Origin of the sequence: Serratia sp. PL17 (assembly GCF_017832355.1) — a bacterium.
Lineage (GTDB): Bacteria > Pseudomonadota > Gammaproteobacteria > Enterobacterales > Enterobacteriaceae > Serratia.
On record NZ_JAFIBY010000012.1, the window covers coordinates 64,806 to 84,207 of the forward strand.

The 19,402-nt window shown below is 48.3% G+C and carries 19 protein-coding genes; 4 read left to right on the forward strand and 15 right to left on the reverse strand.

Annotation, left to right across the window (positions count from 1 at the left end):
* Positions 1-6: 6 nt before the first annotated feature.
* The 11 genes from JOE25_RS25290 to JOE25_RS26745 form a co-directional block, all read right to left on the reverse strand.
* Positions 7-1,419, reverse strand: a complete 1,413-nt coding sequence (locus JOE25_RS25290) for a baseplate protein (protein WP_129941858.1) — start codon at positions 1,417-1,419, stop codon at positions 7-9.
* A 4-nt stretch (positions 1,420-1,423) separates the two neighbouring features.
* Positions 1,424-1,771, reverse strand: a complete 348-nt coding sequence (locus tag JOE25_RS25295; RefSeq protein ID WP_129941857.1) for a hypothetical protein — start codon at positions 1,769-1,771, stop codon at positions 1,424-1,426.
* Positions 1,772-1,851: 80 nt separating this feature from the next.
* Positions 1,852-5,610, reverse strand: coding sequence for a hypothetical protein (locus tag JOE25_RS25300; protein WP_129941856.1), 3,759 nt, complete (start codon positions 5,608-5,610; stop codon positions 1,852-1,854).
* A gap of 117 nt (positions 5,611-5,727) precedes the next feature.
* The gene (locus JOE25_RS25305; protein WP_129941855.1) at positions 5,728-6,558 is read right to left on the reverse strand and encodes a hypothetical protein; all 831 of its coding nucleotides are present in this window, start codon (positions 6,556-6,558) and stop codon (positions 5,728-5,730) included.
* Positions 6,559-6,566: 8 nt separating this feature from the next.
* Positions 6,567-7,346: a phage tail protein gene (locus JOE25_RS25310; RefSeq protein WP_230118546.1), complete on the reverse strand. Its 780-nt coding sequence runs from the start codon at positions 7,344-7,346 to the stop codon at positions 6,567-6,569.
* Positions 7,347-7,358: 12 nt separating this feature from the next.
* Entirely contained in the window at positions 7,359-7,910 is a 552-nt protein-coding gene (locus JOE25_RS25315; RefSeq protein ID WP_129941854.1) for a hypothetical protein, read from the reverse strand.
* A gap of 4 nt (positions 7,911-7,914) precedes the next feature.
* Positions 7,915-8,406: a baseplate protein gene (locus tag JOE25_RS25320; protein ID WP_129941853.1), complete on the reverse strand. Its 492-nt coding sequence runs from the start codon at positions 8,404-8,406 to the stop codon at positions 7,915-7,917.
* A 7-nt stretch (positions 8,407-8,413) separates the two neighbouring features.
* Entirely contained in the window at positions 8,414-8,971 is a 558-nt protein-coding gene (locus JOE25_RS25325; protein WP_129941852.1) for a hypothetical protein, read from the reverse strand.
* 61 nt (positions 8,972-9,032) lie between these two features.
* The gene (locus JOE25_RS25330; RefSeq protein ID WP_129941851.1) at positions 9,033-9,752 is read right to left on the reverse strand and encodes a hypothetical protein; all 720 of its coding nucleotides are present in this window, start codon (positions 9,750-9,752) and stop codon (positions 9,033-9,035) included.
* A gap of 11 nt (positions 9,753-9,763) precedes the next feature.
* Positions 9,764-11,344, reverse strand: a complete 1,581-nt coding sequence (locus tag JOE25_RS25335) for a phage tail protein (protein WP_129941850.1) — start codon at positions 11,342-11,344, stop codon at positions 9,764-9,766.
* 44 nt (positions 11,345-11,388) lie between these two features.
* Positions 11,389-13,371, reverse strand: a complete 1,983-nt coding sequence (locus tag JOE25_RS26745) for an Ig-like domain-containing protein (protein ID WP_165366465.1) — start codon at positions 13,369-13,371, stop codon at positions 11,389-11,391.
* Positions 13,372-13,522: 151 nt separating this feature from the next.
* Between JOE25_RS26745 and JOE25_RS25345 the strand changes: the two genes are divergently transcribed.
* Entirely contained in the window at positions 13,523-13,945 is a 423-nt protein-coding gene (locus tag JOE25_RS25345; RefSeq protein WP_129941849.1) for a hypothetical protein, read from the forward strand.
* A 32-nt stretch (positions 13,946-13,977) separates the two neighbouring features.
* Here JOE25_RS25345 and JOE25_RS25350 read toward each other — a convergent pair whose 3' ends face one another.
* Positions 13,978-14,244 carry a helix-turn-helix transcriptional regulator gene (locus JOE25_RS25350; protein WP_129941848.1) on the reverse strand — a complete coding sequence of 89 codons (267 nt, stop codon included), beginning with the start codon at positions 14,242-14,244 and terminating at the stop codon, positions 13,978-13,980.
* 858 nt (positions 14,245-15,102) lie between these two features.
* On the opposite strand from JOE25_RS25350, the gene JOE25_RS25355 reads away from it, so the two are divergent.
* The 3 genes from JOE25_RS25355 to JOE25_RS25365 all read left to right on the forward strand — a co-directional run bounded on the left by JOE25_RS25355 (position 15,103) and on the right by JOE25_RS25365 (position 17,689).
* Positions 15,103-16,002 (forward strand): RepB family plasmid replication initiator protein, encoded by a 900-nt coding sequence (locus JOE25_RS25355; RefSeq protein WP_129941847.1) that lies wholly within the window; start codon positions 15,103-15,105, stop codon positions 16,000-16,002.
* 849 nt (positions 16,003-16,851) lie between these two features.
* The gene (locus JOE25_RS25360) at positions 16,852-17,175 is read left to right on the forward strand and encodes a DUF1778 domain-containing protein (protein WP_129941846.1); all 324 of its coding nucleotides are present in this window, start codon (positions 16,852-16,854) and stop codon (positions 17,173-17,175) included.
* The gene (locus tag JOE25_RS25365) at positions 17,144-17,689 is read left to right on the forward strand and encodes a GNAT family N-acetyltransferase (protein WP_129941845.1); all 546 of its coding nucleotides are present in this window, start codon (positions 17,144-17,146) and stop codon (positions 17,687-17,689) included. The genes JOE25_RS25360 and JOE25_RS25365 overlap by 32 nt, the downstream gene beginning before the upstream one ends.
* A gap of 188 nt (positions 17,690-17,877) precedes the next feature.
* Here the strand turns inward: JOE25_RS25365 and JOE25_RS25370 are convergent, their stop codons facing one another.
* From JOE25_RS25370 to JOE25_RS25380, 3 genes are read right to left on the reverse strand one after another with little or no spacing between them, the layout of a single operon-like run.
* Complete coding sequence (locus JOE25_RS25370; RefSeq protein ID WP_129941844.1) at positions 17,878-18,402, reverse strand: DUF2570 domain-containing protein; 525 nt, start codon at positions 18,400-18,402, stop codon at positions 17,878-17,880.
* On the reverse strand, positions 18,402-19,178 hold the full coding sequence (locus JOE25_RS25375) for a hypothetical protein (protein WP_129941843.1): 777 nt from the start codon (positions 19,176-19,178) through the stop codon (positions 18,402-18,404). Before JOE25_RS25375 ends, JOE25_RS25370 begins: the two co-directional genes overlap by 1 nt.
* A complete protein-coding gene (locus tag JOE25_RS25380) occupies positions 19,178-19,381 on the reverse strand; it encodes a hypothetical protein (RefSeq protein ID WP_245210101.1) in 204 nt (67 codons plus the stop codon). The genes JOE25_RS25375 and JOE25_RS25380 overlap by 1 nt, the downstream gene beginning before the upstream one ends.
* Positions 19,382-19,402 lie beyond the last annotated feature (21 nt).

Sequence of the window (19,402 nt, forward strand, 5' to 3'; positions counted from 1 at the left end):
CCTGCCTCAGTATTTAAGGTCAAATATCGACTTTGTTACATCCAAGAAAATAAAATCGTTTAGCGCGGCGGCATCACTCATATTCTTGATGTCAAGATTAAATTTTGAAAGCAGCCCTGTTGACTCAATTATTGCCCAGATTTCATTGTGAGAAACTCGTGCGAACTCCCCTGATTCATCACGTTCGAAGTTGCTAGAGTCTTTTCCTGCTTTAGCCTCTAACGCTTCACGAATTTTTCTCTCAGCTTCTGAAATTATTTCACTTTTCTTAACCGTACCGGAAACGGAAATTGTAAATGGTCTTTCATTAGTTTTAACGTAAACAAAATTCTTATTTAATTCGTTTGGAATCCCTTTGAAAGTGTCTAAAACCATCGTTTCCATTTGTGCCTGCGTCAACCCCTTCTTGTGGCCGCAAAAAAATACAGTGTTGATATTCTTTAGAGATTTAACGCCGGTTGAACGCTCCTGTTCCTTCTCGCCCCAAGCATTGATCCAGCTAATATTAGGGATCTGTGTGCGAAGATAAAATTTATAGTCCGCCCCCCACACTACCTGGCCGTCATAAGCGGTAAAATATTGCGCTCTGCTTCTCGTTTCCTCTGTCGTTTCATACCCGGCGCCGTTCGTGATTGGTGTCTCAGTCTTGATCTCTATCTGGCCTGATAATTCCGACGAATCTGCATACGGTGTCAATGCCTGGCCTTGTACCAGTGTTATGTCGCCATCACTCAGCCAAACATCTAAAATCACCTGTTCACCGCTGGCCGGCATCTTGCCAATAGAACCATCACCAAAGCGAACACCAATCTGTTCCGTTGGCCGATAGAACTTCACGTAATGAAGGCTATTCTTATTTGAAAGTCGAAACTGAGGGTTTTCTTCCCATCGGCGGGCAACACCATTATCGGTAACGGAAACATCAATATTCACGCATCTTTTTGTCATAGCCTTAGTTAGTGTGAAAGACAAAAACTCAGTTTCGTTTTCAACATCAAATATCAGCCTTTCCCGCTCAAGCTGTTTTGTTTGAACACCATGTTTTGTTTCGCCAGGCTTCAATATAACCGGTTCAACAAGCATGTAACGTTTTTGCTCGTCGGATATCAAATCAGTATAGATAGCTAATGATTGTGGTTTCTGAGTTTTATTAATTACCGTGGAAGTCCCGTATGATGGGGTTATCTGTCGAGTCACATAGCCTCTATCCTCAGCAGCAGCAAGAATTGATGAACGTTTTGTCGCTGTACTAATAAAACCTTCAGTTAATGCCTTCTCGGCGGCAGTCTGACAGGCATACATGAGTTGACTAACCATAATCGCCAGCATTTTCATAAACTGGCTGTTTACAAATCGACTCCACCATACATTTTGCTGAATGAGAGCCGTGAACTTATCCAATATATCTTGCGAGGTCATTACGTTACTCCTTTTTCATTGCCCAGGTAAGTTCCTGGTTAGGTATCCCAATAGTCAGGACAAACACATCAATCTCAGCTGGTTCTATCCTGATCCCCTCCAACTTCAGATCAGCTATATCGCTCATCATTTTGATGATGATCTCATTTTCAATGGCTACCAGCGTGTGCACGCTGTCCAGAGGCTCATGTTTAAAGCGTGCCAGGGGATTTCCGTACTCTGGAAGGCCATAAACACTGCCCTCCGGTGTGTGTAACCAGTCCTCTATACGCGCTTCCATTGCCTCTACATCACCCAATTTGATGGTCACGCCTTCCCCGGTAACGCGCAGGAGGCTATCTATCTCGTTCATTTGAATACCTATGCTGGGAGCAAGGAGGATAATTTAGGCGAAGTGAGTTAATGAGTGCGGCAGGGATGCCGCACTCATCGTTAGCCGAAGAGTTTTTCGAGGGCGCGATCTGATATCGCAGTTGGCACCTCAGTTCGCGGCGCAGGTTGCGGGCTGTGAGTAGTCATGTTGATATTTGCGTCTTTTGGCTCAGGCTTCACATTGAGTTGTTTCTCAACGGCTTTGGCAATACGTTCAAGCCAAGACAGAGTTTCATCATCGCTGCTGCGGGATTCATTATCTCTTTGATAGACTGGCGCCACGCCGCTGGCCGCCAGGTTTGGGATCGGTGGCGGCGGAGACGTTTGAAATGCCGAAACAGCCTGTTGAGTAAGGCTGTTGGATTTTCCTCCGATAGCGTTAGCAACTGTATCGCTCAGGAATGAAAACGGCGTATCGGCCATCAGGCCAGATATGACTGATGAAACACCTCCGCCAACAGTATCACCGGCCGTCACTGCGAATGAGGATAGTGGGTTATCAATATCAACCCCAATCGACTGGAGGGCACTACGTGCAGCATCTTCCATCACCCCTTTCCCCGACTCCATAGCTACGCTGCCAATACCTGAAGCCATATCTTTTGTCTCATCCCACCAGCTGGTATCCCCATTAGCAGCGTTATCCTGCTGTGACGGACTCGAGCCAGGTAGAACTTTGCGGGCTTTTTTTACTTCGCTGGCGGGTACAATCTGCATCGGTTGCTCTTGAGCGCCATTAACGGGGGGAGGCATAATTGCGCCAGATTCAGCACCTTGTTCGACTCCACTCCCGATCCTGCTGGTGGCCCTCCGCTGGAGTGCGGCAATAGCATCCGGTGAATTTGATGCCTGTTGTAAGGCACCCGGTAACTTGTCGTTTATCGGCACTGTTAGGCCACGATCTGGCGCGGGTACAGTCAGGCCTTCTACATCAAACATTCCAGTCAATGCAGCGTCGCTTTTACCTCCAAGTTCGCCCAAATACGTCGCGGCAGTGTCATATGCTTCGGTGGCTGCCTCGGTGACGCGCGCGCCCATAGATTGCTTTTCCGGACGAGAGAATTGCGCGCTGCTGGAAATGGCTTCAAGGCCATCAGCCTGGCGCTGCTGATTAATGATTGACAGCGTTTCTGGGTTAAATTGACCAACCCACTTTTTACCGGAACGTTCGCCAATTGCTGTTTTTATAAATTGATCAGAAACCTGCGGCGCCCCACCTTCGATAGTAGCTATCTGCCGCATTACTTTTGTCATGACGTCCGCATTGCGCAGATCAAGCCGATCGCTCTCCCTCACGCCCAAGGACTTCGACAGCTGAGCAATATAGCCCTCGGTATCATTCTCGCCACTTGGGGCATATTTAGAGATAATCCCCCTTACGGTGTCTACTTTTTGATATCCAATTGCTTTTGATGTTCCTTCTGCATAACTGCTAAGCTGATTCGCTAGCGCACGAAATCCCTCTTCAGGAGAGTCAAATTTAGCAAAACGACGTTCACCTTTTGCATTGGCTTTCTCTAACTCAGCACCGGCTTGGCCCGCATACTCCAGGTTGCCAAAGTTGTTATTCCTAAACGCCCTGGTATGCGCATTAGCGCCACCTATATTTAATTCATTCGAAACATTATTAAACGCCGGAGCTGATCCATCAGTTGCAGATATGCCAGATGCGAGTGATGGGTCGGCCATGCCAGGCATTACGGACTGAAGAGAACTATCCAGGTCTTTAATTGCTTCTGTAGTTTGTTTCGCACCTGCGCGTATTGCGTCGACCTGGCTATCGCTACCCGAGTCAAAAAACTCTTTTACACTGCTGACGCCATTGTCTAAGGACTGTGCAATATCACTGGTACTAAATGTTAGGCCATCCGCCACACCATCCATACCGAGCCAGCGAGCGCCGTCAGCCATGAAGCCGGCACCACCGGACACCAATCCACCCATGTCGATTATATTGGCGGCAGCATATTCGCTTTTATGACGGCCGGAAACATCCTGACCTTCAGCCAATTTAAACGCCCCTCTCTGTGCTTCACTATCACTGAAGCCATCGATCGCATCGATGCCGGCGCCTATAATCGTCCCTACAATTGGAATCGCCTTCAGAGCACCTTTTGCAGCCAGCTTGCCAGCGGCTTTTTCCGCAACCTTTTCACCTACAGCTTTTTCTGCTGCATGTTCTGCCGTAGTGACAGAAGCTTTCTCTACCCCCTTTTTACTCGCGTTCTTCCCAGTAGACGCCGTAATGGTTTCTGCGTTCGTTGCTGGTGGTTTAGCTGAAACTCTATTGCGAGCCATTTTCCGGCCGCGCTTAGACTTGGAGCGAGATTTACGCGATTTTTGCTGTGCTTTGACGTCCTCTGGTTGTTTTGGTACCTCAACGCCCTTCTTTCCTGCTGGATTTTCGATATTGGCGCCAACAGCCTCAGTAACTTCGCTACTACTGCCAAATACCCCCTTAATAGCTCCATATGCACCAACAGCTACAGCTCCTGCACCAGCGGCCACTTTCGTCAGCCTGCCTCCTTTCCCCTTTGGCGATCCGGCGGATGGAATATGCTTCCCATGCATACCACCAGTAGTAACCGGCCCACGCCCAGGGCGCGGCATGATATCGTTGATATCACCTGCACCAGCCAAGCGTTTAAATAGTTTTACGAGTACCCCGCCGCCCAACGCTAACGATAGCCCCCCCAGAATTCGAGATCCCAAGGCCTTTCCGATAGCCTTCCCGCCCAGGCCCGCTAAAATCCCGCCAAGGATACCGCGCCCACCTTTGCTACCCTTGGAGTCCTTGTCTCTGATTTCACCCAGAACGCGGATAATCTCTTCATCGGATTTTGCTAACTGTTCCTGCTGCGATTCCATAACGGAGATCACTTTACCGGTGGTGCTCGCACTGTAGGCTTGTTGCGATTTAGTCGGTGCACTGACATCCGGGAATTTTATCGGCGCCTGGGTTGTAGCATTTGGAAGGTCTTTGCGTTTATCCCGCCACTCTTTGAGACTTATCACCTTGTCGTTAATGCCACCGATCAGATCAGCCGCTTCTTTACCTGCGCTAAACAGAACGCCTCCAGCTGCCATCCCAGCAACCTCCGCAGCCTCCCCATCACCATTCTTACTGGAGAAAAATGACGCCAAGCGTTTTAGTAGGCTTTTTTCATCCTTGTCCTTTTCGTCCTCAATGTCAGACTCAACCGTGTCCTTTGATATAAATCGTCCATTCTCTCCCCGTGCACCGAGTTTTCCCTCACTTCTTTGTATTGCTTGTGTTTTTGATGAGTCGCCATCATCTAGCAAATGCAATTTTCTAGCTGTATTACCGATTGCAGAATAAATGTTTTCGCTTGCATTAATTGGGCCGCCAGCCAGTTCAGAAGGCCGATTACCGTCATGCGCATGCGATAACATGTCAATTGATTGCAATTTACTGCCAGTAGCATGACTTTTATCAATGGCGACGTTTTTTGGCGGAAAATTACCGATAAAAGATGATTTTTGATTTTTATTATCACCAATTTGAAATCTTTCGCCTGATACAGATAGCTCAACGCGGCCGTTACTATTGCGAATATCATGTAACTGATTGCGCCCATGAGTGGGATAGGAGTCATTAGCTGGCTCTTGACGCCGAGTGATCTGGGCAATGATAGAAGCATTAGACTTCTGTAACTTAACGTCGTTCGAGCGGCCTGTTGGTGAGCGGCTTACGATTGCTCGGTGTATATCAGTAAGTACATCGAGTTCTTTCGCACTGGCGTTCTCAATCGCCTCGATGATAGACAGTATTTCTGTTGGCTTAGTTTGTGCCGGCATTATCGTTTACCTGACGAGTTTTTAATCATTTGAACCAGGTCATCAACCATCTTGAAAGCACGCCACTGGGGCAGGCGCTCTATATCACCGATCGACTGCTTTCCGTATAAGGCAAGGTCATGAATCAGGGTCACCCAGGAATTTAACGACATGGCCTGGAAGGTAGTTGACACCCCGAAACTGAAAGAAAAGGCGTGTAGAAATCGCCTGTCCCTCCTTAGCCAAAGTTGGGCAGTTATGCGGCTTGATATATAGCTGGGCTTTTCCCTTGTGGATCGTAATTGGTAGCCCGTGGCGTAAGGTTTCTTGCATCTTCCTTACGCCGGCTGCCAGCGGCACAAACTCCGAATTGACTTCCATGCTACGAATCAGCTCGTATCGCATTTCCGCTGCCTCTTGGAACTCCTGGGGCTGTTCGGCCAAATGAGCCTGCAAGGTGATCTCCACCAGCCGTAAATTCGCTAATTCCGTTTCATAATTAGGTGCACCTGGAGCCGGTAGGTTCGAATACATCATTTCTAAATGCTCCATACCCAGACCATCGATAGGTTTCAAGTGCCATTGATGTGGCACACCTTTAACCGGAATGGTTACTTCGACATAGGGGGGGATTGTCAGCAGCTCTAAATCCTCAGCCAAATCGCACAGGTCAAAGTCATAGTGATGCAGCTCCCCACAATGGCCACATTGATAACTTACGGTCTGTTCTGCACCGTTTGGTTGCGAATGTGTATGAATCCACCACAACGCCGTGCGGCGGTCTTGAGCCGTCCATCGAGCACTATCCTGCACATCTCCGATCTGCATTGTATTGAGGTATCGCGTCGTAGCCTGTTCTTCTTGTTCCGGCGCCGTCCCGCAAAACTCCAGAGCATCATTAACCGCCGGCGCCCGAAACTGGATTTCGTTCTTTGGATTTGAGGGTTGGTAGAGGGTAGGGATAAACATATTTCGCCTTAAAATTTGATTATGCTGGTGGCCTTGCTTAGTGCATCACCGGCCATGCCGGTTGCCATCGATGACGCAAGCCCAGTTAAACTGGCATCAGCTGATGTGTGGCATACAAATGTCAGCGGGTATGAAAGGAATTCACCAACCTGGTCATATGAACGCGTCGTGGCGCCACGCTCCGTTGGGATCACGGGATATTCAGCATCCAACGTTTTACTGCCGTTAAAACCTACGCGATAAACACGGATGTTCATCACGTAGTAGGGGGAGAGGTTAATAGTGCCATCACGGTTTATCACGCGGCGCTTCCTGGCATCGAACCATTTAGCAATACGCCCGGTCTGGTCATCGCGAACGGTGATTGTTACGGTGCCGGGTGTTATATGAGTTGGTTTATTAAACTGGATACCGCCAATAATTTTGGCATCTGTTTCAATAGTCCCTTCGCTGTACGAAACATCGCGAACAAACATAAAAAGGTCTTTCATCCCGTCGGCTTCAACAACCCATTGCCACCCCTGTGCGTACTGGATTCGCATCGCCATTTCTAAAATGCTTTTGGCATAGGCAACTTCACCAGAGTGCCCGGCTTTCCCGTTAACCATCCCACCGCCGGCAAAACCACTGGATGAACCGCCGCCCAGTGCATAATTCAATGCTTCTTTTACGACATCATTTGTCCCCTGGAGGAAGCGGTTTGTAGCAGAGTCCATCGCGTCATTAAACATGCCGTTTACAGCATTTTTTAGGCTGGATCTGCTGGATAATCCATCAAAAATACCCATGACACCCCCCGTTTAAAATAGTGTTGCGCCGGCAATGATTGCCCGGTTTGACGACATCTGGGCTTCCAGGTCTAACTTGCGCTGAGTCAGCGTGTTTTCGTCGGGAAGGGCAGATGTATCAAGTTTCCCTGCGATTGATACGCGCCGTTGACGCTCGGTATTAGGAATGGCGATTAATACTTCAAGGTAATCTTGAATAAGGCCGACAATCGTTGGGGGAACCGTCCATTCACTTAATGGGCGGTCGCGCAAGTTGACTAGGTAGGAAAGGGTTAGGGGGTATAGTTCTCTTCCAGTTAGCTCGAGATCTACCGACGAGCCATAATCGTCGCTATAAACCAATACTTCGCGCTTATCGACTACATGTACCAGAGCCAGATAATCTTCAGGATAAGGCAGGGAAATCCCTGCCTCTTTTTCTATCTTGATACGACGCACCAAGCCAGCCCGATCCTGATAAGCCGCCAAAGCCTGAATCAATAGGCTTTCAAGCACTTTTGACTCAACCACCAGCAGGGGCGTAAACCGAGATTTAACGCCCTCAAGCAGCTCGTTAGGTGTCATCGAATTACTCCACCCAGTTGTAGACGATGCGCAGGCTTGGGCGGACGGCTACAGTGACGTCTTCAGATGAGAGATCCACAGCTTCAGAGTAGACTTTGCAGTGAAGCAATGAGCGGGTCAGCCCTTTGTGATCACCGCCGTTCGACTCGGCCGCTGCACTAATGGTGATATCGACGTATTTTTTGCCGAACACCATATCTTTCACAGCTGCCAGAACGTCGCCTGTAATGGTTTCGACGCACTGCACCTGTGTTTCCCCACTATTTCGTAGTGCACCGTGCTGGTTGAACTTCATGCCGCCAGGCGCCACGTCTTCCATGTCCTCACGGGTCATTTCTGGAAGCTGAGCTGTTCGGATCAAGATCGAGAGGTTTTCATACCCCTTAATTACCATCCAGTATTCCGAGCCAATCAGCTTTTCGCCGGCCGCTAGGTTCTGGTTGAAACGCTTCTTCATGAAACCAACGTCCGCCTTCGTATTACCAAATCCACTCATAACTACCTCAAATGTACATAAGTGGTATTTCCGACTCGTTGTAAGCCGTCATACCTGAGATGTGTAGGGACACTGTGTTGTGGGCATACATACCCGTTATCGTGCGCGGTGCGTCCAACTCGTATTGAACTGACTGAATCACGGCATGCATAATTTTTTGCCGGCGCCCAATATCCAGGACAACAGGCTTCGGCCGGCGGCCACCAGGCAGGAAGTTTTTCAAATCAGGTGACGCCATTTGCTGCAACGCCATAATTGCGGAGTTGACCTCGATCTGGGCATCCACTTTCGCCATGAAATGCAGCGACAAATTAAACTCAGGTGGCTTTTGACCTTCCCACACCAACATGCTGTTAATTTTCGCTTTTGACGTCGTGGTCGATGCCGCTTGAGTCGCATTTGAGAGGGTACTCACACCGGCCATAGAGCCAACGGAGTTGTTTTCAAAAGGCGACGACCACAGGCTTTCGAGCATCGCAACGCTGCCTTCCCCGATGTACCCAACGACCATGTTGGTACCTGATGTGATGTACGCCTTCAGGAAAGGACTCACGCCATCAGGCATTATTGCGCCACAAATCACAGAACCCCCTTAAAGGCCCATCCGACAGGATGGGCGTATTGATTTACAGGCCGCGTTTTTTGCGTACTTTCAACGATTTCCGACGAGATATGTTCGCCGACGCAGTGTGAGATTTGCGTTGTGCTTTTTTGATTGAGGCACGCTGCAATGCAGTGATGCGTTTAGGGCGAGGGCGCTTACGGATCAGCTTAACTTCACCGTTGCGAACAACTTTTTTGTTTGCTTCCAACATAGCGTCATCATCGCTATCACCAGACACGCCATAGATTGCGATTGCTTCGTCATCGTCTTCGTTGGCGGCAGAAATGGCATCCGCTACGATGATTGCGGCATCGTCATCTTCTTCATCGATCATCTGAGTGACAGAGTCTTGATCTGCGCCCAATGAAACCGCTGCATCAGCCAGAACGGAGAGCACACGGTTGTATTCATCAGTTTGGGCATCGGTGATTTCGTCGTCCTCTTCATCATCGCTAATGCCGGCAATGACCATAGCGATACCGTCAATGTCTTCACTAGTCGGACTAGAGGAACGTGCCCAATCAATCAGGAACGATGCAGCTACCGAACGTTCATCCTGACGAGAGCGTTTAGATACCGCCTCGAAAATGGCGTCAGACAGTGCCTTCTTGCCTTTTTCTTTCTTAGGCTCGTCCTTACCCTTATTCGACTCCAACAACGCGTCAGAGGCCGATACAACCGCAACTGTGCCAAACGCAGCTTCTAGCAAAGGGTTAACTTGGTTTTGTTTGAAAATATCCACTTATGGCTCCATTAACGCATTAGAACAGGAACACCAACAATGCGGCGGGATACTCCCGTCACACACACTTCCCAGCGCACTTCCCAGCTATCGAAACTTGTATTGGTAACTGTCACGATATAAGGCGCCTCACCCTGGCTGACATCGCGTGGCTTGACCAAGGCCTCAGCTGCTACATAGCGATCGAGAAGGCGGGGAATGCCCTTTTCAAGCCCTTCACGGGTTAAACCATCAGGTTCATGTTTGAGGGCAGCAGCTAAGGAGTAATAATCGCGCGCGATAGAGTTCATCACTGAAATAACATGCTGATATTGCTTGTAGTTATTTTCGACACACGTAGTTAGGGCATCATCAATAACGATCGCGCCATTTACACTGGTCACTACGTTTAGATGGGCTTTTGCAAAGACTTCACGGTCAATGTTGGCAGCAGCAGGCAGAGGCTGAATGTTTTGACGATTAACCACGCCGCGTGACACGCCGGCAGGGGAGTAATGCCATCCGCCGACATCAGGTACCAGGGCTACACCTTTCGCTTTAGCCGTGAAAGCGTCGCCAGATAAACCGAATACAACATTCGATTGGCTCAATGGATCGCGACAGGAGAATGGGAAGTAATAGGCGGTGACATTTTCATTACCACCCAAGCCAAGCCCGGTTAGTTGCTCCAGCGCCTTATCAGCGGCTAAACGGGGATCAACATCTGCGAACATATCAACACGAACAGCCTTTGCCAGTTCGGCAAGTTTGCCGATCGCCGTCGCGTCATAAATTCCCAAAGACAGGATAGCGGTGTACTCCACCAGCGAACCATCTAACACCGCTATTGATGCTGCATAGTCTTTCGACGTTAGTTTCTTAAAATCGCCGTCAGAGCCACCGACAAATGCTTGACCGGTGATACCTGTAAATGACGCCGGCAGAGCGAGAGTATCGGAGATCAGCACACGCAACCGTGAATCGTTACGTTCGAGGACATCAGGGATATACGCGGACAGCCCCATATCATCCAACACGTCTGAATTAAGCGATACGTCGTAATTTTCCAGCGTGGTTTCTGCACCTAACGAGTCAGTTGCCACCAGTTTCAAAGAGAAGAGGCCAGGCTTGGTTTTGACAGGCTCAAAACTCAACTTTCGGTTGGTAGACTTATCGCCATCTTCGACAAAGAAAGTGAGAGCGGCCTTAGCAGGCAAAGTGATATCGGCACCAAATGCGCTTGTGCTGGTGGTTGCCTTAACCGTGGTAACCGCCGGCGTTCCGGCCGTCTCTACCGTCAGGTTGATTGCGGGGATCAACATACCAGGCAAAGGAATGCGTACTACATAACCGTCACCGCCAGCCAAAGCCTGATTCACATGACGTAGAGGCTCAAAAAACTGGCCTTCTTGTGGTCTTGGAGCTTCACCCAGTACAGATTTGACGTTGTTCTGTGTGATTTTCAGGACTTTATTTGGCTTGCCTTTCCGAGCAATTACCAGGCCCGCAAATACTGAGGCACCGCCAGAAGTAGATCCGGTTGTTGCTGATGCATCGATTGGCGCAACTGCCGTGCCGGCAGCCGTACCAAGAGCAAAAGGGATTTTATTCATTTTTGTTCCTAACAGCGCCCCATGAGGGGCGCCTTATCAAAGGATTAGCCGGCGGCCTTCACAGTCACCTTCGCAACTGCGGTTTTTGCACCGTCTTCACTTGTCATTGTGATGTTGACGACACCTACAGCTTTCGCTTCGCCGTCGCCGTTCTGATCAACAACTGCCAACGATTCATCGCTAGAAGTCAGCGTAAACGTCTTGTTGGTTGAGTTTTCAGGCAGAACAGCAGGAGTCAGCTTGAATTTTTCACCGACGGAGACGCTCAAAGTTTTCGGCGTCAACGTAACGCTCTCAACACCTACGACTGGTGCTTCTGTATCTTCGCCGCCGGCTTCAGGCTTTTTTTCGATGAACTTCCCAGTGCCTGGGTCGATAGCACCAACTTTCTCGTTAACCAACGTCAGGCGAGAGAAATAGTCTTCGCCATTACGTGGGTGGATCTCATTGATTGCAGAACCCCACAGAGTCTGACGGTTCACCAGGGCTGTAGTAGTTGGATGGACAAACGGGATAGCAGGAACGGCATCACCAGCGACCATGCCCGCTTCACCCAGGTTTTCACCACGGGAGTAGAAGAGAATGTCGCTAGGAGAGTACGGGTAACCCTCTTTGTTAAACTGCTCGCATACAGGGTTAGGCACTTCATAAATGCGGATTGAGCCGAACAAGATACCAATGAAGTGAACGTAAGACGTTTGCACGTAGTTCGGCGCCAACTGGAACATGCTTTCCGGCAGAGATTTGATGTAGCCCGCAGCATCACCACCAGCAAAACCACCACGGATTCCGTATTTTTTAGTACGGTCACGCATCTCGGTGGAGATACGGTTTACAACACCACGGAACAAGGCGCACCAAGGCTCCCATTGCTGACCTTCCGGTAAGGCAGTGTCGAATTTGTATTCGTGAACAGTATGGAACGCGAGCTTACGCAGACGTTTCATATCTTGCTCATGCGAGCACCATTGAGTGAGGCTGGTAAACTGCATTGATGCCAGGTTAAGGCCGAACTCACGTTGCAGATCCATCATAGATTGCACAGTATGTTCTGCGGCCAGGATGTATTGCGATGGCTTCATCGTCCATTTACGCATTGCCTGGTTAATAACGGGGATCAGGTCTGGAGCATTCTCTACGTCCAGCTCTGCCTGCATTGCGATGTGAGTACCTGCTGGTGGTTCGGCATCGAACTTCAGCTTCACAATACCCTTGGTGTAATCGATGTTGCCAGTGACTTGGAAGCTGTTGCCTTTGGAGTCTTTTTCGTTGTAGTTGATGTTGCTTTCGCCATCATCGTAATGTTTGCCAAGACGGCGGTTCACAATGATACGCACGCGAGAACGACGAACAGGCATGTCGCGACCTTCATCATCCTTGATCGAAATGGTGAATTCTTTCGTTTTGCCGTCGACATCGTCTTTCAACATGAAAATGCGGCCCATTTGCGAGAATACGCCAGCGCTGAGGTGATCCATTTGTTCACCACGTTCGAACGAACCCATTTTCACACCGGCGATGTTGTAAACCTCATAGAAGTCTGACTCATCACGTGTTGCAGGCATGAAAGTACACATGTCGCTCGTAGCGGCGCCGAGGGCGGAAGGTAGGATCATTGCCATGAAAATAGCCTGGCGCATAACACCTTCTGACGTGCGCATGTCGCTGGATACTGACTCCAACATTGCTGAGCCATCACCGCTGCGCTTAGCGCTAGGGGCTGATTCCAAGATCAGGTTTTCACAGGCATTTTGGGCGTTTGCCAGCAAATCGGCTGGTGGGTTACATCCGTTAATACGACGGTAATCGGCAACGCTAGCAGCCCAAGCGGTGGCGATTTGGCGCACTGCCTTTGGATCGACACCTTCAAACATCGGATCTTGGGCCGCTGTCTGGAAAATGGTTTCTGCTTGTTGTTCAACACTCATTGCGGCGTTGATAGGTGCATTACTGGTAAACGCCAGCACTCGGCCAGCGCGACAATTTACGTCTCTTTGACGTTCATGAAATGCTTTGGTATCAGACACTTTTTCGTCCTATCTATTTGCACAGACAGGGGTTTGCTTCTCGACAAGCGGGATATTAACGAAAGTGAGTTATTGAGAGTCACGATAAAAGTGTGGGGTTGTTAATGGAGGTTTGTTAGACTGGTTCTATTAAACTAATACAGGATTAGTAATGCGTTATACAGTTTATGTGGAATATCGGAACGGCGCGATCAACACGCCAGCCCACTCTGGCGTTAAGGAAGTTGCGTATCGGAATTTTGTTGAGTTAGTCGCAGATAAAGATCTCCTGCTCACGGCAGCCGCCTGCGTTATCAAATCCTCCACCAGCGAGATACTTCGCTTTGACTTACGCACGGCCCAACCAATACCGGAATTTAAAGATATCCAATGGCCTCGGCGTGGTGCTCGTCGCCAGGTTAAAAATGGAAAGACGGTATCAGCATTTTTAGCTTCAAATGAAGAGGACTTTTTGAAGTCGTTAGGAGAGGGAAGTCTCACACACGGTATCCGTAAAGCGGTTTCGATGTTAAACCTACTCGAACAGGAAAAATTGAAGGCTCTCAAAGAAAGAGCGACCAACGCAACAGCATAACACCCGCTTAATGCCCCTTATTGGGGCTTTTTTTATAACTTGGCGTGCTCAGTTCGTTGCAGGTGGAGTTGTAACACTTCTTCAGCAAACTGATCGTCAACGATATAAAAATAACACTCAGGGACGTTTAACACTTTAGCGAACAGGCACATTGTCTCGAAGACAGGTCTATATGCTCCAGTCTCATACGATGAGATACGGCCGCGTGCCGTGCTTTCGTCAATGCCGGCTAAAACGCCGAGTTGCTCTTGTGTAAGCCCGGCGCGGGTTCGCGCAGATTTCAGCCGTTTAGTGATCATATTATTGCCGTCATATTGATTGACGACATGTGTAACATTGCATAACATCAACGTTGTTCAGAATTACAGAACATCATAAAGACCACGAAGCAACACCTGGGAAAGGCCGATCAATTGATCGGCCATTTTTTTTAATGGACTATCGGTTATGGGGATTTGGTGTAGGTAAGCCTGTTGTATATGTGGTTAGAAACGGGAAAAAGCTGCATGCATCAATACTACCAAATGGAGGTTAATATTTTGAATAATAATCAATTATTCGGCTTAGTGATAGTAAAGAGGCCCGTGACGTATCCTACGGATCAGCCGAGAGCAACCGAAGTGGGTAAAGAGATCTCGAAACAGCTAAGTAACCATGATGTTATATCGGCTATACACAGACATTTCATTAATCCTCGTTCCTGCGATTGCATCCTGACTTTGTTGCTACTTCTGACGATTGAGCGTCCTGAAATGAAGCTTGCTGAGTTGGGTTCAGCTGTAGAGTTGATTGGAGATGTCGTTAATGAGTTGAATTTGTTAGGCGTGAATTGAATGGGTAAAAAAGAGGCAAGTGGTGATAACCGGTCATCAATTCGAGCGAAGAAGTAAAAGTTATCCACATATCAACTGAGTAGATCCAATAAATTAACCATTAGATCCAGAAATAACCTAAAAGATCCCGGAACCCTTTAAGCCAGTCATGACGCGGCCTGTAGCCCTGTTCGTGTGTTTATAAACTGGAAAAGTGTGTTTATAAACTGGATATCTGTGTTTGCTTACTGGATAAATGTGTTTGCAAACTGGATTAAGTGTGTTTATAAACTGGAAAAAGGATCTTTTTGTCCACATAACTCAGGCCATCAAAAGAAACCAATTATGACTATGAAAAACAACGTATTAAGTCTTATTGATGTACTGGCGTCGAAAGGTGAAAAAAAACTTACCCCCAACTCCAACAGCACTGTTCAGCCCGTTGCGTTAATGCGGCTCGGCCTGTTCGTGCCAAGTCTGAAACGCAAGGGGAAGAACGTTGAGAGCGTCACCATAGATGCGTCTGAGGAGCTGTCTAAGCTCGAAATAGCACAGGCTGAGGGCTATTCGAACATTACGATAAGCGGCCCTCGGCTGTCTATGGAGACGGATTTCAAGGTTTGGGTCGCAGTCATTTTATCTTTTTCAAAGTACGGCCGAGACACCAACACGATCGAATTACCGTTTTCTGAGTTTGCGAGCTTTGCCGGTTACCCGGACAAGGAAAAAACTCGTGTCCTGCGCGAACGTATCTCCGGTTCACTAACCCGGATTCGTAGCACCACGCTGAGCCTTTCCTCTAAAAACAAGGATAAGCTTAGTGTTACAGGCCTTCTCCAAAAAGGGAACTGGGATGTGAAGGCTGACGTTATCAAACTAACAGCTGACGAATCATTATGGGAGCTTTACCAGGTAGATAACCAGGTTCTTCTCCAAATGTTCGTGTTGAGAAAGTTGGCAAATAAAGGGACTGCGCAAGCGCTTTACACTTTCATTGAAAGCCTTCCACGCAAACCTATCCCATTGTCTTTTGAAAGAATTAAGCAGCGTCTGGTGCTGACATCGCCGCAGAACCAGCAAAACCGAATTATCAAGAAGGCTGTCGAGGAGTTGATCGAGACAGGCTATCTCGATGCAACCATACAAAAGCGCGATAAGGATTGGCACGTGCTTATCCACGGACGCAATCCAAAATGTCACCTACCGGTTGGCGCCAGCTTAATTGAAGGTTTGGACGACGATTAAATTTGTGTTTGAAAACTGGAAACACAGATAAGCAATCCCAAAAATGTGTTTGCTTACTGGATAGCATGAGTCATTTCTGAAGTGCTTGGGGTTAGAACCTGCCTTTTATCCAGTTTACAAACACATTTTGCCCGTTATGGGCGCCATCCGACATAATTTATCCAGTTTATAAACACACCGCCTGCTTCTAACGGTTATGTATCCAGTTTGCATACACACTCTTTCTCTGCCCTCGTAATCCATCCCGTTTATAAACACATTTCCACAAATCCACTATTCATACATGATATGATTAATGCCTCTCCACCAGCATGAGCTGTACACATGAGATTATCGGCAATTCAAAAAGATACCCTGTTTCTTCTGCATGCTTTTCGGCTAAAAGGCCGCGCCGGCGGTATCCGTCAAACAGCATTGTTTAACATCGTCAGATCGAACCGTTCGGAAGAGCTTTACCCCAATAACTACAGCCTATCGTGTCGAACGATGGCAAAAAATGGGCTAGTAATCCTTGAAAGGGATGAGAGTCTACGTCTGTATCTGACTCTGACTGAGTTAGGCTCTAAAGTTGCTGAGACTATCTACAACGAAAGGGTTGCATACGGATAATAGCCGTACACATTGACGGTTGTGGCGAGGATGTGTACTATTGCATTGTAGTACGGATGATATCCGTACCAACTAACGCGTATGCGAACATCAATTTAAATAGAAATTTATCCTGGAGAATCCAATTATGTCGCTTAAAAAAATACAAAATTTAAACAATTTCAAAGGAATACCTTTTACTGGAAAAAGGTAACTTTGCCTAACATAGGAGATTTTAAGGGAAAAAATAGAGAGGTAACTATGACTACTGTAACCCAAATGTCTGTGGATGCGGTTAAAGGTTTCAAAAATGCAAGAGTCGAGTTGAAGACTACTGCCAATCTGAAAGATGTACTTCGTGAAGCGGCGGCTGTCGCTGGTTTAGATTTGACTGCATTTATACTGAATGCGGCTTTAGAGAGAGCTGAAAGCGTACTGGATAACCAGCGTCGCCGTGAGCTATCAGAAGAGTCGTGGCACCAGTTGAATCAGCTCCTATCTGAACCGGCCGCACCAACGCTTGCCCTGCAAGCCTTGATGAGGAGGAAAAATCATGGGGACTTGGAACACCAGCAATGTAAGTAGTTCAGCAGTAATGGCCTGTACTTATCAGGCGGATATCACGTATCCCGGCCAGAAGAAATTTGACTGTGGAAACGACGTTGTGAACAGTTTTGTTCGTAATTCCCTAAAGAAAAGCGTTGCTGATGGGAATTGTGCTGCAAAATCTCTAATCGATGCGAAAACTGGCGAACTGATAGGGGTATGCAGCTTTACTGCATACAGCCTAGCCAAACAGGCATTGAACGGGGTGATCACAGGCTCTCTTCCTCGAGAAGTTGGGGCTGTGAGATTGGTAATGCTTGGGGTAGCCACTAAGTATCAAAAACAAGGCTACGGTCTGGATCTGTTACGCGACTTCTTCGAGCAGGTAAAGATTATCCACCAGGCGTTGCCTGTCAAAGGTGTCTATCTTGATGCCGACCCAAGCGTAGTGAGTTTCTATGCTCGCCTTGGGTTTGTTCAACTGAATATGCCACCAAATAGCTTTGGGGCTGTGCCGATGTTCTTGGCGATTCAGCATATCTTAGCGGCTTAGCACGCTAAAAATTAGAAGCCCTGCCTATAAGGCGGGGCTTTCGTGTATTTAGTCCCTTGGAATTCAGGTTGTTACCTTGTCACTTTTCACTGGCCCCATTCACTTGGTTAACCGTTAGGTTATGATTATTGGTTTTAGCCAAGCTTGCGAGTACCAAAGGTAGAAACACCATCGGGTAATCTCCGTACTTAGTTATAAGTTCCTCTGGCAACAGGCACATTTCCGCTGGAAGTATTGGCTTGCTGTGTTTCTCCTTCAGCACTGTATCTGGCATTGAAGGACTTGATGCTTTCGCTGTGCAGCCGGATAGCAGCATCAGGGAGAGGCTGAGTAGAGCAAGGATCATTGGCCATTGCTTCAGTGAGTTTGTGTTGTAGTTCTGCGTTCTCACGTTTGAATACCTCTAATTCTTTGGCTTCTTGAAGGTGTTTGTTGTTGAGTTGAACCAGACGGCGCTCTGCGTCATCTCGCTCCTCTGCTGTTTGAGCCAATGACAGACTCAGGTTTTTATTTAGTCCATTGGCTTCCTTTAGCTTTTGACTTGCTGTTTCTATCGCGGATGCCTGGCTCGTAAATTTCTCCTGTATGACTGTATAAGCAAGCCACCCCCCTCCAATGATAAGTAGCCCCGCACCACCGATTAACGCCGCTTGACGGATATTGGGTATTTTCAAAAAGCTAAAGGCCTCGAATAACAGGGATAGGGGGAACATTACTTTTCTCCAAATAGGGCATTAATAACGCTGGTGGGCGTGATCGCCGTTATGGCTCCATGCATAGGTGAACGCATGCCCATTGAGTCCAGAACTGCAATCCCTACGGCGTTTTTGAACGCCTTAGCCGCCAGGGCAACAGAAGTAACGCCATCAGCTGTTAATTTACTTACTGCCTCATAAGCTCCTGTAAGCCCGCTGGTGGCGTTTTTCATGTCACCGCATGCGGTGATTAATCTTTTAACCAATTCATCGCTTAGCGTTGGTGCTGGTGGCGCCGTTGGTGCATTTGCCCCACTAGCCGGCGGCGGGATGTTCAGGATTTTGTTAATGTCGTTCATTACTTTGATCACGGGTTGCGGATTTACTTTCGTCACTGCGTTTGACATCGCCTTGACGATTACCGTGTCGGCAAGTGCTGTTACCAGCGCGGGTGCCGAGCCGGCCGGCTTGCTTTCTCCCTTTAGGTAACAATCCCAACCAATATTTACGGTGATCAGCTCCGACGGTGATTGGTAGGTGGCGAAGGCGGCTACAAAACCCCGTCCGCTCGATTCGGCAGACTCCAGCGCCCTGGCTACTTCTTTAATTTGGCCGATCGGTGCTGAGATACTCGCGGGATAAGCGATACCAGGGAGCAGTAAAGCCAGCAGAGAATCGGCTTTATCCTTCGACTGATCGCTTACTGCTGTAGCCAGGGTTACTGAGGCGGCCGGTGTGAAGCCTGATTTATTTAGCTCTCGGAAAGCATTGACCTGTTTCGGGTTATCCAACATCAAGCCACCTCCACCAGCGGGTCACCGGATGCTACGACGGAGCCACAAGAAACAGGATCGTCTTTGCAGACGATCCCTTTACCATTGACGGTTATCCAAGGCCGGGTTGAAACCGCAGTGCCGCTATGCACTGTGTTACCGTCTGTGTGTTCGCTAAAGGCGCTACCATCGACCATTACCGGTATACCGTTGATAGTAACCAAAGGGTCACCGTCGACACATGG

Bases quoted from the DNA above. Each gene is read 5' to 3' on its own strand.
- JOE25_RS25290 (WP_129941858.1), bottom strand. From the start codon at position 1,419: ATGACCTCGCAAGATATATTGGATAAGTTCACGGCTCTCATTCAGCAA.
- JOE25_RS25295 (WP_129941857.1), bottom strand. From the start codon at position 1,771: ATGAACGAGATAGATAGCCTCCTGCGCGTTACCGGGGAAGGCGTGACC.
- JOE25_RS25300 (WP_129941856.1), bottom strand. From the start codon at position 5,610: ATGCCGGCACAAACTAAGCCAACAGAAATACTGTCTATCATCGAGGCG.
- JOE25_RS25305 (WP_129941855.1), bottom strand. From the start codon at position 6,558: ATGTTTATCCCTACCCTCTACCAACCCTCAAATCCAAAGAACGAAATC.
- JOE25_RS25310 (WP_230118546.1), bottom strand. From the start codon at position 7,346: ATGGGTATTTTTGATGGATTATCCAGCAGATCCAGCCTAAAAAATGCT.
- JOE25_RS25315 (WP_129941854.1), bottom strand. From the start codon at position 7,910: ATGACACCTAACGAGCTGCTTGAGGGCGTTAAATCTCGGTTTACGCCC.
- JOE25_RS25320 (WP_129941853.1), bottom strand. From the start codon at position 8,406: ATGAGTGGATTTGGTAATACGAAGGCGGACGTTGGTTTCATGAAGAAG.
- JOE25_RS25325 (WP_129941852.1), bottom strand. From the start codon at position 8,971: ATGCCTGATGGCGTGAGTCCTTTCCTGAAGGCGTACATCACATCAGGT.
- JOE25_RS25335 (WP_129941850.1), bottom strand. From the start codon at position 11,344: ATGAATAAAATCCCTTTTGCTCTTGGTACGGCTGCCGGCACGGCAGTT.
- JOE25_RS25345 (WP_129941849.1), top strand. From the start codon at position 13,523: ATGCGTTATACAGTTTATGTGGAATATCGGAACGGCGCGATCAACACG.
- JOE25_RS25350 (WP_129941848.1), bottom strand. From the start codon at position 14,244: ATGATCACTAAACGGCTGAAATCTGCGCGAACCCGCGCCGGGCTTACA.
- JOE25_RS25355 (WP_129941847.1), top strand. From the start codon at position 15,103: ATGACTATGAAAAACAACGTATTAAGTCTTATTGATGTACTGGCGTCG.
- JOE25_RS25360 (WP_129941846.1), top strand. From the start codon at position 16,852: ATGACTACTGTAACCCAAATGTCTGTGGATGCGGTTAAAGGTTTCAAA.
- JOE25_RS25365 (WP_129941845.1), top strand. From the start codon at position 17,144: ATGGGGACTTGGAACACCAGCAATGTAAGTAGTTCAGCAGTAATGGCC.
- JOE25_RS25370 (WP_129941844.1), bottom strand. From the start codon at position 18,402: ATGTTCCCCCTATCCCTGTTATTCGAGGCCTTTAGCTTTTTGAAAATA.
- JOE25_RS25375 (WP_129941843.1), bottom strand. From the start codon at position 19,178: ATGTTGGATAACCCGAAACAGGTCAATGCTTTCCGAGAGCTAAATAAA.